The following is a 15163-nucleotide window of genomic DNA, read 5'->3' as shown; positions in this document are numbered from 1 at the left end:
TTTTTTTTTTTTTTTTCGGAAACAAGTCGCAACGGTCGATCTTGCCGCTCCCCTCCCGCAGGCGGGAGGGGATGGGGGAGGGCCCGGGTGTCTCACCGAGCCCCCACCCCGATCACAAAACAAAACGACTCAAATCCGTATTCCGCGCCACCGCCGCCAACTGGCTGTCGACATACGCCGCATCGACGGTCAGCACCGTCCCCGGACGATCCTCCGCCTCGAAGCTGATATCCTCCAACAGCTTCTCCATCACCGTCTGAAGCCGCCGCGCGCCGATATTCTCGACCTGCGCGTTCACCTCGGCCGCGATCCGCGCGATGGCGGCGATGCCGTCCTCGGTGAAGGAAATCTCGACGCCCTCGGTGCCGATCAGCGCCTTGTACTGCGCGGGCAGCGACGCCTTGGTGTCCGACAGGATCGCGACGAAATCCCCCTCGGTCAACGCCTTCAACTCGACGCGAATCGGCAGGCGGCCCTGAAGCTCGGGCAGCAGGTCGGACGGCTTGGCGACGTGGAACGCACCGCTCGCGATGAACAGGATATGGTCGGTCTTCATCGGGCCGTATTTGGTCGCGACCGTCGTCCCCTCGATCAGCGGCAGCAGGTCACGCTGCACCCCCTCACGACTGACCGAGCCGCCGCGCACGTCGGACACCGCGATCTTGTCGATCTCGTCGAGGAACACGATCCCGTTCGCCTCGGCATCGGCCAGCGCGGCACGGCTGACCTCGTCCTGGTCGAGGCGCTTGTCGGCCTCTTCCTCGACCAGCTTGGTCCAGGCGGCCCCCACGGTCAGCTTGCGGCGCTTGAGCGGCGGACCGCCGCCGAACGCCTTGCCCATCATCTCCGACAGGTTGATCATCTGCGGCGCGGCACCGGGAATCTCGAACGGCATGGCCGGGGCCTGTTCCAGTTCGATCTCGATCTCGGTCTGGTCGAGATGGCCGTCGCGGAAGCGCTGGCGGAACGCCTCACGCGTCGCCTGGCTCGAATCCTTGCCGACCAGCGCGTCGAGCAGGCGGTTCATCGCCGCCTCTTCGGCCTTGTCCTTCACCGCGACGCGGCGGCGTTCCTTTTCCAGCCGGATCGCCTCCTCGACCAGGTCGCGGGCGATCTGTTCGACGTCGCGGCCGACATAGCCGACCTCGGTGAACTTGGTCGCCTCTACCTTCACGAAGGGCGCATCGGCGAGCTTCGCCAGACGACGGCTGATCTCTGTCTTGCCGCAGCCCGTCGGGCCGATCATCAGGATGTTCTTCGGCGTCACCTCGTCACGCAGGTCCGCGCCCAGCCGCTGGCGGCGCCAGCGGTTACGCATGGCCACGGCGACCGCGCGCTTGGCGTCGGCCTGACCGATGATATGCGCGTCGAGCGCGGCGACGATCGCCTTGGGGGTCAACTGGTCGTTCATGGAAACCCTAAATTACTGCGCGCCGTCGATGGCTTCGAGCGTGACGCGGTCATTGGTGTAGACGCAGACATCGGCGGCGATCGCCATCGCCTTGCGCGCGATCGTCTCGGCATCCTGTTCATAGTCGACGAGCGCCCGCGCCGCCGCGAGCGCATAATTGCCGCCCGAGCCGATCGCGCAAATGCCGTTCTCGGGCTCCAGCACGTCGCCGTTGCCGGTCAGGATCAGCGTCACGTCCTTGTCGGCGACGATCATCATCGCCTCAAGGTTGCGCAGGAACTTGTCGGTCCGCCAGTCCTTGGCGAGTTCGACCGCGGCACGCAGCAACTGGCCGTTATGCCGCTCCAACTTGGCCTCCAACCGCTCGAACAGGGTGAAGGCATCCGCCGTCGCGCCCGCAAAGCCGCCGATGACCGAGCCATCGCCCAGCCGCCGGACCTTGCGCGCATTGGGCTTCATGACCGTCTGGCCCATCGAAACCTGACCGTCCCCGGCCATCACCACCCGGCCGCCACGGCGCACCGAGCATATCGTCGTGCCATGCCAGGTGGGCATGGCGTGTTCATTCCCGCTCATGCGCGGCGATATGGAGGTGGGGATGCGCGGGTTCAATGGAGGCGATCACTCCCCGCCGCCGTTCCGCCTGAGCGAAGTCGAAGGCCACGCCCGGCCATTGCGGCCAGACGTACCTATTCCTCCCCTTGCAGGGGAGGTGGCAGGCCGCAGGCCTGACGGAGGGGTGTCCCCCGGCCCGAGATGTAGGCCGCACTCGCAACCGGCTACACCCCTCCACCAGCTGCGCTGGTCCCCCTCCCCTTGCAGGGGAGGAACAGATAGTTGCCCGGCATCTGCCGCTTCAGCGTGGCCTTCGACTTCGCTCAGGCTGAACGGAGGTCGGGGTCAGCGGAAAGCCCCTACTCCCCCAGCTTCTCGATCTTGTCCTTCAACGCGGCGAGTTCCGCCTTCAGCGCCGCCATTTCGGCGTCCTTGCTGGCGGCGGGCGTTGCCGGAGCCGAAGCCGGCGCCGCAGCACCCGGCTTGAACCCCTGCGTCGCCGCCTCGAACATTGCCAGATTACGCTTGGCCATGTCGGCGAAGGGCGTGTTGGCGAACGCGCCCTCGACCGCCGACTTGAACTGTTCCTGGTTGCGGCGGAAGCTGTCCATCGACGCTTCCAGATAGCCCGGCACCATCGCCTGCATCGAATCGCCGTACATGGAGATCAGCTGGCGCAGGAAATTCACGGGCAGCATCGTCTCGCCCCGGCTTTCCTCTTCCATGATGATCTGGGTCAGGACATTATGGGTGATGTCCTCGTCGGTCTTGGCGTCGACCACCTTGAAGTCGCGGCCCGCGCGGATCATCGCCGCGAGATGGTCCAGCGTGATGTAGGAGGAGGTTTCGGTGTTGTAGAGCCGCCGGTTCGCGTATTTCTTGACGATCACGATGCCGTCCGCCGCCTGCTTCTTCATGGACCCCCGCCTTTCTATGATTTTGGTGTAGCCTAACGCCATGGATTTCGCATCGCAACATGGTCCGCGCCCCTTGCCGCTGTTCCTGGCGATGTTGCGCAGCGAGGCTGCGGAAAATCCCGAACTGGCGCAGGCGGCACTGGAGGGTTTGCGACGCTATCAGGTGGCCCGTCGCGAACGCCCGATGCGCGCCCTGCCCGTCCGGCGGCGGCGCGGCCGGGTGCGATTGCGCGATGCGGGCGGCGGTGTCGGGTGCGAAGGCCGGCCGGTGCTGTTCATCCCCTCGCTCATCAACCCGCCATCGATCCTCGACCTGTCGCGCGACCGATCGTTGATCCGCTGGATGCGGGGACGGGGCCTGCATCCCTGGCTGATTGACTGGGGAACACCCGGCCCCAAGGATCGCGATATCGATGTCGCGGGGCATGTTGAGCGCTTCCTGCTGCCGCTGATCGCGACCTTCGCCGAGCCGCCGGTGCTGGTCGGCTATTGCCTGGGCGGCACGCTCGCCATGGCGGCGGCGGCGCGAAGCCGGGTCGCAGGCTTGGCCGCGATCGCCACGCCATGGCATTTCACCGGCTATGGCGAGGAGGCGCGCGCCGCGATGGCCGCGCAATGGGCGGCGGTCAAACCGACGTCCGAAGCCTTGGGCCTCGTTCCCATGGAGGCACTTCAGGCCGGCTTCTGGCGGCTCGACCCAGGCCGCACCATCGCCAAATACGCCGCCTTCGCCGAACTCGATCCCCGAAGCGACGCGGCGCGCCGCTTCGTCCGGCTGGAGGATTGGGCCAATCAAGGCGCCCCCCTGCCCCACGCTTTCGGCCGCGAGCTGTTCGAGGCGCTGATCGCCGAGGATCGTCCCGGACAAGGGCAATGGCGGGTAGCGGGCGCAACCGTCACACCCGCGCAATGTGACGCCCCTAGCGTCGAGTTCGTCGCCACCGCCGATCGGATCGTCCCCGCCGCCACCGCCATCGGCCTTTCCGACCGGCGCGAAGGGGGCACGGGCCATGTCGGCATGGTCGTCGGCGGCCGTGCGGAGCGACAGCTCTGGCAACCGCTGGCCGACTGGATCACCGCCCTCCCAATCCCTAGATAGACATGAACCAAAGAGGAGCCTTCATGACCGAGATCGTCATCACCGCCGCCAAGCGCACCCCCGTGGGCAGCTTCCTCGGCGCCTTCGCCGCCACGCCTGCGCACGAACTCGGCCGGGTGGCGATCACCGCTGCGCTGGAGCAGGCGGGCATCAAGGGCGAGGACGTGTCCGAGGTCATTCTCGGCCAGGTGCTGACCGCCGCGCAAGGCCAGAACCCCGCGCGTCAGGCCTCGATGGCCGCCGGCATCCCCAAGGAAGTGCCCGCTTACGGCGTCAATCAGGTCTGCGGCTCGGGCCTGCGCGCCGTCGCGCTCGGGCTTCAGGCGATCGCCAATGGCGATGCGACCATCGTGGTGGCGGGCGGCCAGGAGTCCATGTCGCTGTCGCCGCATGCACAGACGATGCGCGCCGGCACCAAGATGGGCCCGCTGACCATGGTCGACACCATGGTTTATGACGGCCTGACCGACGCCTTTGCCGGCTATCACATGGGCATCACCGCCGAGAATCTCGCCGAACAGTATCAGGTGACCCGCGACGAGCAGGACCAGTTCGCCGTCCGCTCGCAGAACCTGGCCGAGAAGGCCCGCGGCGAAGGCCGCTTCAAGGACGAGATCGCCCCCGTCACCATCAAGGGCCGCAAGGGCGAGACGGTGGTCGCTGACGACGAATATATCCGCGCCGGCGCGACCATCGAGAGCGTGTCGGGCGTCCGTCCCGCTTTCAAGAAGGACGGCACCGTCACCGCCGCCAACGCCTCGGGCCTGAACGACGGCGCCGCCGCGCTGGTCCTGATGAGCCGCGAGGAGGCCGACAAGCGCGGCGCGACGGTGCTCGCCACGATCAAGAGCTGGGCCTCGGCCGGCGTTGATCCGTCGGTGATGGGCATCGGCCCCGTCCCCGCCACCAAGCGCGCGCTCGAAAAGGCCGGCTGGACCGTCGGCGACCTCGACCTGATCGAAGCCAACGAAGCCTTCGCCGCGCAGGCGCTGTCGGTCGGCAAGGAGCTGGGCTTCGATCCCGACAAGGTCAACGTCAACGGCGGCGCCATCGCCCTGGGCCACCCGATCGGCGCCAGCGGCGCGCGCGTCCTTACGACTCTGATCTACGAAATGCAGAAGCGCGACGCCAAGAAGGGCCTCGCCACGCTGTGCATCGGCGGCGGCATGGGAATCGCCATGTGTGTTGAGCGATAAACACGCCACTTTTTGAAAATTACGCGATCAGCGGTGGAATTGCAGGGATGTGTCGAACGTGTCACATCCTTGCAACAAGGGTGACGTAATTTTCATGCGCCTTTCACCGAACACTTGTTTTCCGTCCTGAAATTTCTTTCCCTTGGATGAACGGACACGAATGATCCGTCGTACAAGGGGGTTTAATAATGAAGATGCGTACCCTGCTCGGAGCGTCCGCGCTTGCGAGCACGCTGATCCTGATGCCGGTCTCCGTCTTTGCGCAGACCGCCAATTCGGGCAGCACGGCGGGCCAACAGGAAGAGGATGCCGCCACCGATCCCAACGTCACGGAGCGCGCCGCCCAGGCCGCCGGCGACGTCGTGGTCACCGGTTCGCGCTTGGCGCGACCCAATCTCGATTCGCCAACACCCGTCACCTCGGTTACCGCCGAGCTGCTGACCTCGACCGGCAACCTGAACCTGGGCGACTCGCTCAACCAGCTGCCGGCGCTGCGCACGACCTACAGCCAGGCGAACTCGACCCGCTTCATCGGCACCGCCGGCCTGAACCTGCTCGACCTTCGCGGTCTGGGCACGCAGCGCACGCTGGTCGTCGTCAACGGCCGCCGTCACGTGACCGCGCAGCCGGGCAGCTTCGTGATCGACACGAACACCATCCCGACCGACCTGCTGGAGCGCGTCGACGTCGTCACCGGCGGCAGTTCGGCCGTGTACGGTTCGGACGCCATGGCGGGCGTCGTCAACTTCGTGCTGAAGCGCGATTTCGAGGGTATCCGCGCTACGGGCCAGAGCGGCATTTCGAAGTACGGAACGCGCGGTTCCTATTTCGGCGCACTGACCGTGGGTAAAAATTTCGCCGAAGGTCGCGGCAACATCGCGGCGTCGGCCGAATATTCGTTCTCGGACGTGGTGTATTTCACCGACCGCGACGACATCACCGGTGCGTTTTCGGGGCGTAACCAATTCAATGCGGTTCAGAACACGGGCCCGCAGCTCAACCCGAATGGCGGCGTGATTCGCCCGGGTGGAGAGCCTTCGACCGGTGATGGCATCCCTGATACCAATTTCCTGCGTAATATCCGCAACGGTAATATCTCGGAAGGCGGCATGTTCGCCTCGGCCTGCCCCGTGACGGCTGCCACGGGCGAGTCCGCAGCTGCCTTCGCGGCCCGTCGCGCTTTCACCTGCACCGGCATTGCCAACGTCGGCAGCTCGAATGCGCTGTCGCAATATGGCCGGACCTTTGCGTTCAACCCGGACGGCACGCTGACGGCGAACAACTGCATCACCGACCTGCGTCCGGCGTCGACCAACTGCGTTGGCGGCCGCGGCTCGACACTGCGTTTGCTGGGCATGTTGCAGCCGCGCATGGAGCGTGCCTCGGGCAATATTCTGGCGCATTTCGACATCTCGGACGCCTTCAAGCCGTTCGTCGAAGCCAAGTATGTGCGGATCAAGTCGCTGCAGGAGGGCCAGCCGACCTTCGCCAACAACACCTTCAGCATCAACAATCCTTACCTGACCGATCAGGCGCGGTCGACGCTCCAACAGGCGCTGGCCCCGGGAGCGACGAGCTTCACGGCGCAACGCTTCAACGTCGATTTCGGCGGACGTGGTGAAAACCATACCCGTGAGACGTTCCGCATCGTGGGCGGCGTCGAAGGCGATTTCGCGCAAGGTTGGCATTATGAAGTGTCGGCCAACTATGGGCGTCTTGACACCTTCTACCGTACGGCCGGCAATTACGTAACGCAGAAGTACAACAACTCGATCAACGCCGTGCGCAATGCCGCGGGTCAGATCGTCTGCGGTATCAACGCCGATGCCTCGACTGCCAACGATGACGCTGCCTGCGTCCCCGTCAACCTGTTCGGCCAAGGCCAGGTCAGCCAGGCTGCACTAAACTATTTCTCGGTTACCTCTACGCGCAAGCAGAAGGCCGAGCAGTTCGATCTCGTCGGCTTCGTCAACGGCAAGCTGTTCCGCCTGCCGGGCGGCGATGTCACCTTCTCGCTGGGCGGTGAATATCGTCGTGAGACGGCATTCTCGAAGTATGACGACCTGACCGCGAGCGGCGCGACGTTCCTGAACGCCATCCCGACCTTCGCGCCGCCGGCGTATGACATCAAGGAAGCGTTCGGCGAAATCAGCGTACCACTGCTTGCCGATCGTCCGTTCTTCCACGAACTGACCCTGACCGGTGCGGCCCGCGTCTCCCACTATAACATCGGCAATGCCGGCACGCCGTGGACCTACAACGTCAACGCGATCTGGGCGCCCATCCGCGACATCACGTTCCGTGGCGGCTATGCCCGTTCGGTCCGCGCTCCGTCGCTGGGCGAATTGTTCACGGCGAACAACCAGACCTTCGCCAATGGCCTGTCCGACCCGTGCAGCCAGAACAACATCAACAACAACCCCAACCGCGCTCGCAATTGCGCGGCGGCGGGTGTGCCCACGACCCAGACGTTCAACGGCACGACCGAGCCGTTCACCAACGTCCAGACGTCGGGTGTGTCGGGCTTCAACCGTGGCAATCCGAATCTGAATGCCGAGAAGAGCAACAGCTTCACGCTCGGCGCGGTGATTCAGCCACAGGTTATCCGTGGCCTCTCGTTCACGATCGATTATTACAACATCACGATCAAGGACGCGATCTTCTCGCTTGGCGCTCAAACGCTGGTCAATCAGTGCTATGACAATCCCAGCGGCATCAACAACCAGTATTGCGCTGCTGTCTTCCGTAACCCGAACGGCACCTTTGCCGGCCAGCAGGGTGTGATCCATGGCGGCGGCACGGTGACCTTCCCGGTCACGGGCCCGGCCTTCTTCTCGCAGGGCTTCAACTTCGCGAAGTTCGAAGCGTCGGGTATCGACATGGACCTGTCGTACCGTACCAAGATCAGCGACACCGGCACGCTGAGCCTGCGTGTTCTCGCCAGCTATGTGGCGCAGAACAATGCCTACACCGACGTGGCCGATCCGGGCTTCCGCGATCGGTATAAGAGCGAACTGGGCTATGCCGCATGGCGTGGTCAGTTCGTCGGCAACCTGAACTTCGAAACCTTCGATCTTCAGTATCGCCTGCGTTACGAAGGCAAGTCGACCATCGCGGCCGAATGGGAAACGCAGAATGGCTATGATGGCCGTCCGCCCCGTAACCCGGATGCCTTCCCGATGGTCTACTATCCCGAGGCCTTCTACCACTCGATCCAGGTCGGCTTTAACGCGACCGAGCGCTTCCGCTTCTATGTCGGTGTGGACAACCTCACCGATGTGAAGCCGCCTTACGATTTGATCGGTACGGCGTCGGGCGATCCGTACGACAATGTCGGCCGGTTCTTCTATGCCGGGTTCAAGGCCAACTTCTGATCCAGTCGGATCGGCAACTGATCGGGGCCTTCCTTCGGGAAGGCCCCTTTCTTATGCCCGTCCGAACCGCTGGCCCAATCCGGTCAGTAGCTCATACTGCGACACCCCGCACGCGGCGGAGGCTTGGGCCAAGTCGTAGGCCATGGCCACCCAATCGCCTTCGGCCAGATCCGGTCGGGCGGTCGCGTCGATCGCGATCAGGTCCATCGACACGCGGCCCAGCACCGGCAAGATAACGTCATCGACCACGGCGGCCCCCAAGCCCGACAGGGCGCGGCGATAGCCGTCGGCATAGCCCAGGTTGATGATCGCCACCTCGGTATCGGCCGGCGCGGTCCAGGTGGCGTTGTATCCGACCGTTTCGCCGGCGGTGACGCGGCGGCGTTGCAGGATCTGGGCCTCCGGCCAGGCGACTTGGCGGAGATCGTCCGCCATGTTCGCGCGCGGCGTTCCGCCGTACAGCGCCAGCCCGGGCCGCGTCAGGTCGAAATGATATGCCGTGTCCAGCCCGATCCCGGCCGAATTGGCAAGGCTCATGCGGCGTGCGGGGCTTTTGCCCTTCAGGCTGGCGAAGGCCGCCTGCTGGCGGGCGTTCATCGCGACGTCCTCATCGGCGCAGGCCAGGTGACTGTGCAGCGTCTCGACAGACAGTCCATCGAGCAGGCCGCCCCGCACCGCCTCGACCGAAACGCCCAACCGGTTCATCCCGGTATCGACCATCACGTCACAGAGGCCGCCGCCGCTGTCCCGCCAACGCGCGATCTGTTCGGGTGTATTGAGTACCGGGCGGGCGAACCCGGCCTTGGCGGCGGGCAGGTCCTCGGCGCGCAGGCCGTGCAGGACCGATAGGGTGACGCCCAACGGCGCCAGCGCCTGCGCCTCGGCCCAGTTGGCGACGAAGAAGTCGCGGCATCCCGCCTTGGCCAGCGTCTCGGCGACCAGCGTCGCGCCCAGGCCATAGCCGTTCGCCTTGACCGCCGCGCCACATGCCGCCGCTCCGCTCATCCGGTCGAGCGCCTGCCAGTTGGACACAAGCGCATCGCGGTCGACGCGCAGGCGGAGGGGGGCGGGTATTTCCATCACCCTCCAGGCTTTAGGCCCCATTGGTCAGGGGGAAAAGGCGGGTTCGGCTATTCGCGCCACTTCCCGCCCCTTACCCGATCCTCCGTTAGGCATGAGCGAAGTCGAAGGCCACGTCATGCACGGTCCACAAGCAGCCCTTCGTGGATCGGGTTTCCCTCGGCCTTCGACTTCGCTCAGGCGGAACGGAGGGCAGGGATTATCGCAGGGTGCGTATGATCCCGGAGAAATCCACCGGCGGCTGCCCTTCGCCCACGAACGCCGCATATAGTTCAGCCGCCCGCTCGCCCATTGGTGTGCTCGCGCCCGCGTCCTGCGCGGCCTGCATCGCCAGCTTCAGGTCCTTCAGCATCAGCGCCGCCGCGAAGCCGCCCTGATAGTCGTGATCGGCAGGCGTTTCCGGCCCGACGCCGGGGACGGGGCAATATTTGGTCATCGACCAGCTCTGCCCCGACGAGACCGAGGCGATGTCGTAAAAGGTCTGCGCCTCCAGCCCCAGCTTTTCGGCCAGCACGAACGCCTCGCACGTGGCGACCATCGTCGCGCCGAGCAGCATGTTGTTGCAGATCTTCGCCGCCTGGCCCGCGCCATGGCCCCCGGCGTGGATCACGGCCTGGCCCATGGCGGACAGGAACGGCTCGGCGCGCTCGAACGCGTCCTGCGGGCCGCCGACCATGAAGGTCAGCGTGCCCGCCTTGGCCGCTGCGATCCCGCCCGACACCGGCGCATCGACCGCCATCATGCCCTTTCCTCCCGCCGCCTCGGCGACACGGCGCGCGGTGGCGACGTCGATGGTGGAGCAGTCTATCAGGATGGCGGACGGCGGCGCGGCGGCGAACACGGCGTCAGCATAGACGCGCTCGACATGGGTTCCGGCGGGTAGCATGGTCACGACTGCCTCGACCCCGTCCATCGCCGCGATCGCGCTCTCGACGGGCAGGCACCCGGCCGCCTTCGCCGCCGCCAGCGCGTCCGCCGACAGGTCGAAGGCACGGACGTCATGCCCCGCCTTTGCGAGGTTGGCGGCCATGCCGCCGCCCATGTTGCCCAGGCCGATAAAGGCGATGCGTGCCATTTCTGCTCTCCTATGATCTTCTTTTTCTTCTGCTCCCCTCCCGCAGGCGGGAGGGGCCGGGGGAGGGAAAGGCGGCGAGCGATGATCTCGGTGAGCCTCCTCGCCCCCCCATCCCCTCCCGTTTACGGGAGGGGCGTGAGGCTCATCAGCCGTTGGTCCAGTTGGGGCTGCGCTTTTCCACGAATGCGGCCATGCCTTCCTTCTGGTCGGCCGAGCCGAACAGGCCGTGGAACAGGCGCCGCTCGAACTGCACGCCCTGCGCCAGCCCCATGTCGAAGGCGGCGTTGACCATTTCCTTGTTCGCACGGACCGCGATCGGCGCGAGCCCCGCGATGGTCGCAGCGGTTTTCAGCGCCTCCTCGATCAGATCGGCGGCGGGGACGAGGCGCGCGACGAGGCCGGAACGCTCGGCTTCCTCGGCGTCCATCATCCGGCCGGTCAGGCACATCTCCATCGCCTTGGCCTTGCCGACCGCATGAGCGAGCCGCTGCGAACCGCCCATGCCCGGCGTCACGCCCAGCTTGATCTCGGGCTGGCCGAATTTTGCGGTGTCGGCGGCGAGGATGAAGTCGCACATCATCGCCAGCTCGCAACCGCCACCCAGCGCATAGCCCGCGACCGCCGCGATGATGGGCTTGCGCGTGCGGGTGAAGTCGTCCCAGCCGGAGAAGTGATCCCGCCCGTACATGGCGGCAAAGTCCATCTCCTGCATTTCCTTGATGTCCGCGCCCGCCGCGAATGCCTTTGCAGAACCGGTGATGACGGCGCAGCGCTGTTCGGGATCGGCGTCGTAGGCGCGCATCACGTCGAGCAGTTCGGCGAGCAGCTCGGCATTGAGCGCGTTCAGCGCGTGCGGTCGGTTGAGCGTGACCAGGGTCACCGCCTCGCGGCGCTCGACGATGAGGGTGTTATAGTCGGTCATGCGGGCGTCCTCTTCAGCGGTCGTCGGGTGTCCAGCCCTGCCCGTCGGGCATGGGGGCGAAGATATGGTCGATCATCGTGTCGGTCACGCCCTCGGGCGTCGTGGGGTCCCAGCGCGGTGCATTGTCCTTGTCGACGATCAGCGCGCGGACGCCTTCGACAAAATCGGGGCGCTGGACGACGCGGGAGGCGATGCCGTACTCGCGGCGCATCTCGTCGGCGAAGTCGGTGGTCAGCCTGCCCTCGCGGAGCAGACGCAGCGAGACCTTGCAGGCCTGGGGTGATTTGGTGCGCAACACGGCGAGTTGCTGCGCCGCCCATTCGCCACCATCGGCCTCCACCGCGGCGATGATCTCCTCGAGCGTGTCGGCGGCGAACAGCCGGTCGATGTCGGCGGCGTGCGCCATGATCTTTGCCTCGGGCGCGGGCGTGCAGAGCCGGTCGAGCGTCGCAGCAATTTCCTGTGGCGCGGCGATGATTGCGGCCTTGGCCTCGTCCAGCGCGGATGCGGGCAGATAATGGGTCGCGAGACCGAGCGCATGCGCCTCGGCCCCGTCGAGCCGGTGGCCGGTCAGCGCCAGGAACTCGCCCATCCGCCCCGGCAGACGCGAGAGATACCAGCCGCCGCCGACGTCGGGGAACAGGCCGATCCCGGTCTCGGGCATGGCAAAGCGGGTGTTCTCGGTGGCGACACGGAAGCGGGCGGGCGCGGAGATGCCGACGCCGCCGCCCATGGTGATTCCGTCCATGAAGGCGACGATCGGCTTGGCATAGGTGAACAGCCGGTGGTTCATCCGGTATTCGCTGTGGAAGAAGCCGCGCGCCGCCTCGCCGTCACCCGCGCCGCTTTCCGCCAGCAGGCGGATGTCGCCGCCCGCGCAGAAACCGCGCCCCTCGGCATGGTCGATGATGATCGCCTCGACGCCAAGGTCACCGCGCCAGTCCTCCAGCGCGTCCAGCACGCCCTCGCACATCTCGCGGGTCAGTGCGTGGATCGCCTTGGGCCGATTGAGCCGCAGCTGCCCGACCGGGCCTTCGCGGGTGACGATCAGGTCTTCACTCATGTCTTTCCTTAACCCCTTCCCGTTCCCCGGCGGAGGCCGGGGCCCAGTGGTGGTAACGTATGAGGCGCGCCACCAGCTGCTTGGAAACTGGACCCCGGCCTTCGCCGGGGAACGGCTCAATTCTTCAACAGGTCCCGACCGACGATCATCCGCATCACCTGGTTCGTCCCCTCCAGGATCGAATGGACGCGCAGGTCGCGCCAGAAGCGCTCGATCGGATAGTCCATCAGATAGCCATAGCCGCCATGCAGCTGCAGCGCGCGGTCGACCACCGACGATCCGGTGTCGGTCGCCAGCCGCTTGGCCATGGCGGCGAAGCGGGTCTTGTCGGGCGCGCCGTCCGTCACCTTGGCGGCGGCGAGGTAGAGCAGCGCTCGGGCCGCCTCCAGCTCGGTCGCCATGTCGGCGAGCGTAAACTGCGTGTTCTGGAACTCGGCGATCGCCTTGCCGAACTGGCGGCGGTCCTTCACATAGGCGACCGACTCATCCAGGCAACGCTGCGCGCCGCCCAGCGAGCAGGCGCCGATGTTCAGCCGCCCGCCGTCCAGCCCCATCATCGCGATGCGGAACCCCTCGCCCTCCGCACCCAGCCGGTTGGCGACCGGCACGCGGACATTGTCGAACATCACCTGCCGCGTCGGCTGCGAATGCCAGCCCAGCTTGCGCTCGTTCGCGCCGAACGAAACGCCGGGCGTGTCCTTGTCGATCACCAGGCAGGAAATGCCCTTCGGGCCGTCCTCGCCGGTGCGGACCATGGTGACGTACACCTCATTCTCGCCGCCGCCCGAGATGAACTGCTTGGAGCCGGAGACGACATAATGGTCGCCTTCGAGGACCGCGCGGGTCTTGAGCGCCGCCGCGTCGGAGCCCGAGCCCGGCTCGGTCAGGCAATAGCTGGCCATGCGATCCATGGTGACGAGGTCGGGCAGGTAACGCCCCTTTACATCCGCGTCGCCGAAGCGGTCGATCATCCACGACGCCATGTTGTGGATCGAGATGAAGGCGGATGTGGAGGGACAGCCATAGGCCATGGCCTCCATGATCAGCGCCGCCTCCAGCCGCCCGAGCGCGATGCCGCCGGATTCTTCGGAGACGTAGATGGCGGCGAAGCCGAGTTCGGCCGCTTGCCTGATCGTGTCGCGCGGGAAGATGTGCTTCTCGTCCCACTCCGCCGCGAACGGCGTGATGCGGTCGGCGGTGAAGCGGCGCGCCAGTTCCTGGATTTCGCGCTGTTCGTCGGTGAGGTCGAATTGGGTCATTGTGCTTCCACTTCTGAAGCCCCTCCCGCAGGCGGGAGGGGTTTGGGGAGGGCAAGGAGTCTCACCGAGACCATCGCTCGTGGCCCTGCCCTCCCCCATCCCCTCCCGCTTGCGGGAGGGGCGTGCTTTTACGCCATCGTTGGGATCACGAAGGCGTTCTCACCCGTGGCGGAGCCATCCGGCCATCGTTGTGTCACCGTCTTCACCTTGGTCCAAAAGCGGACGCCCTCCATGCCGTGCTGGTTGACGTCGCCGAACGCCGAGCGCTTCCAGCCGCCGAATGTGTGATACGCGACCGGTACCGGGATCGGCACGTTGATGCCGACCATGCCCACCTCGACGCGCGCGGCGAACTCGCGCGCGGCGTGGCCGTTGCGGGTGAAGATCGCGACGCCGTTGCCGTACTGATGCTCGCTCGGCAGGCGCACCGCCGTCTCGAAATCAGGGGCACGGACGATCTGGAGGACGGGACCGAAAATCTCCTCCTTGTAGCTCTGCATGGCGGGCGTCACCCGGTCGAACAGCGACGGGCCAATGAAGAAGCCTTCCTCATAACCCTGCAACTGGAAGCCGCGCCCGTCGACGACCAGTTCGGCCCCCTCGTCGACGCCGGTCTGGATCCAGTCCTCGACCCGCTTCTTGTGCGCCGCATTGACGACCGGGCCGTAATGCGCCTGCGCATCGGTCGAGACACCGACCCGCAGCGCGTCGATCGCGGGGATCAGCTTTTCGCGCAGCGCATCCGCCGTCTTGTCCCCGACCGGCACGACGACGGGCAGCGCCATGCACCGCTCGCCCGCCGAGCCGAAGGCCGCGCCCGACAGGTCGGCGACCACCTGGTCCAGATCGGCGTCGGGCATGACGATGCCGTGGTTCTTCGCCCCGCCCATCGCCTGGACGCGCTTGCCCGCCTCGACCCCGCGCCGATAGACATAATGCGCGATGTCGGACGAGCCGACGAAGCTGACCGCGCTGATCGCGGGATGGTCGAGGATCGCATCGACCATCGCCTTGTCACCATGCACGACCTGAAGGATACCCTCGGGTGCGCCGGCCTCCAGCATCAGCTCGGCGAGACGAACGGGGACCGAAGGATCACGCTCGGAGGGCTTCAGGATGAAGGCATTGCCGCAGGCGATGGCGACGCCGAACATCCACATCGGGATCAAAAAAAAAAAAAAAAAAAAAAAAAAGCTCGAAAAACCCCCCTCC

The 15163-nt window shown here is 65.9% G+C and carries 11 protein-coding genes and 1 pseudogene; 3 read left to right on the top strand and 9 right to left on the bottom strand.

Annotated features, from left to right (window positions below; all coding sequences use genetic code 11):
- Positions 1–112: 112 nt before the first annotated feature.
- The 3 genes from hslU to phaR all read right to left on the bottom strand — a co-directional run bounded on the left by hslU (position 113) and on the right by phaR (position 2883).
- The gene (gene hslU, locus ACQKJZ_RS13365) at positions 113–1411 is read right to left on the bottom strand and encodes an ATP-dependent protease ATPase subunit HslU (protein ID WP_427731504.1); all 1299 of its coding nucleotides are present in this window, start codon (positions 1409–1411) and stop codon (positions 113–115) included.
- Between the two features lie 12 nt (positions 1412–1423).
- Positions 1424–1966 carry an ATP-dependent protease subunit HslV gene (gene hslV, locus ACQKJZ_RS13360; protein ID WP_427731503.1) on the bottom strand — a complete coding sequence of 181 codons (543 nt, stop codon included), beginning with the start codon at positions 1964–1966 and terminating at the stop codon, positions 1424–1426.
- Positions 1967–2325: 359 nt separating this feature from the next.
- Positions 2326–2883: a polyhydroxyalkanoate synthesis repressor PhaR gene (gene phaR / locus ACQKJZ_RS13355; protein ID WP_427731502.1), complete on the bottom strand. Its 558-nt coding sequence runs from the start codon at positions 2881–2883 to the stop codon at positions 2326–2328.
- A gap of 40 nt (positions 2884–2923) precedes the next feature.
- Between phaR and ACQKJZ_RS13350 the strand changes: the two genes are divergently transcribed.
- The 3 genes from ACQKJZ_RS13350 (at position 2924) to ACQKJZ_RS13340 (ending at position 8552) form a co-directional block, all read left to right on the top strand.
- The gene (locus ACQKJZ_RS13350; RefSeq protein ID WP_427731501.1) at positions 2924–3982 is read left to right on the top strand and encodes an alpha/beta fold hydrolase; all 1059 of its coding nucleotides are present in this window, start codon (positions 2924–2926) and stop codon (positions 3980–3982) included.
- Between the two features lie 23 nt (positions 3983–4005).
- The gene (locus tag ACQKJZ_RS13345) at positions 4006–5178 is read left to right on the top strand and encodes an acetyl-CoA C-acetyltransferase (protein ID WP_427731500.1); all 1173 of its coding nucleotides are present in this window, start codon (positions 4006–4008) and stop codon (positions 5176–5178) included.
- 188 nt (positions 5179–5366) lie between these two features.
- Positions 5367–8552, top strand: a complete 3186-nt coding sequence (locus ACQKJZ_RS13340) for a TonB-dependent receptor domain-containing protein (protein ID WP_427731499.1) — start codon at positions 5367–5369, stop codon at positions 8550–8552.
- A 51-nt stretch (positions 8553–8603) separates the two neighbouring features.
- On the opposite strand, the gene alr is transcribed toward ACQKJZ_RS13340, so the two are convergent.
- The 6 genes and pseudogenes from alr to mmsA all read right to left on the bottom strand — a co-directional run.
- Positions 8604–9632 (bottom strand): alanine racemase, encoded by a 1029-nt coding sequence (gene alr / locus ACQKJZ_RS13335; RefSeq protein WP_427731498.1) that lies wholly within the window; start codon positions 9630–9632, stop codon positions 8604–8606.
- 199 nt (positions 9633–9831) lie between these two features.
- A pseudogene (gene mmsB, locus ACQKJZ_RS13330) lies at positions 9832–10722 on the bottom strand (3-hydroxyisobutyrate dehydrogenase); the annotation flags it as partial.
- Positions 10723–10852: 130 nt separating this feature from the next.
- Complete coding sequence (locus tag ACQKJZ_RS13325) at positions 10853–11629, bottom strand: enoyl-CoA hydratase (RefSeq protein WP_427731497.1); 777 nt, start codon at positions 11627–11629, stop codon at positions 10853–10855.
- 13 nt (positions 11630–11642) lie between these two features.
- Positions 11643–12692: an enoyl-CoA hydratase/isomerase family protein gene (locus tag ACQKJZ_RS13320; protein ID WP_427731496.1), complete on the bottom strand. Its 1050-nt coding sequence runs from the start codon at positions 12690–12692 to the stop codon at positions 11643–11645.
- A gap of 116 nt (positions 12693–12808) precedes the next feature.
- On the bottom strand, positions 12809–13951 hold the full coding sequence (locus ACQKJZ_RS13315; protein ID WP_427731495.1) for an acyl-CoA dehydrogenase family protein: 1143 nt from the start codon (positions 13949–13951) through the stop codon (positions 12809–12811).
- A gap of 128 nt (positions 13952–14079) precedes the next feature.
- On the bottom strand, positions 14080–15163 hold a 1084-nt coding region (mmsA, locus tag ACQKJZ_RS13310), incomplete at its 5' end, for a CoA-acylating methylmalonate-semialdehyde dehydrogenase (RefSeq protein ID WP_427731494.1).

The organism is Sphingomonas sp. NPDC019816 (assembly GCF_050274375.1).
In the GTDB taxonomy this organism is placed as follows: domain Bacteria; phylum Pseudomonadota; class Alphaproteobacteria; order Sphingomonadales; family Sphingomonadaceae; genus Sphingomonas.
This window is presented reverse-complemented; position numbering and strand designations above follow the sequence as displayed.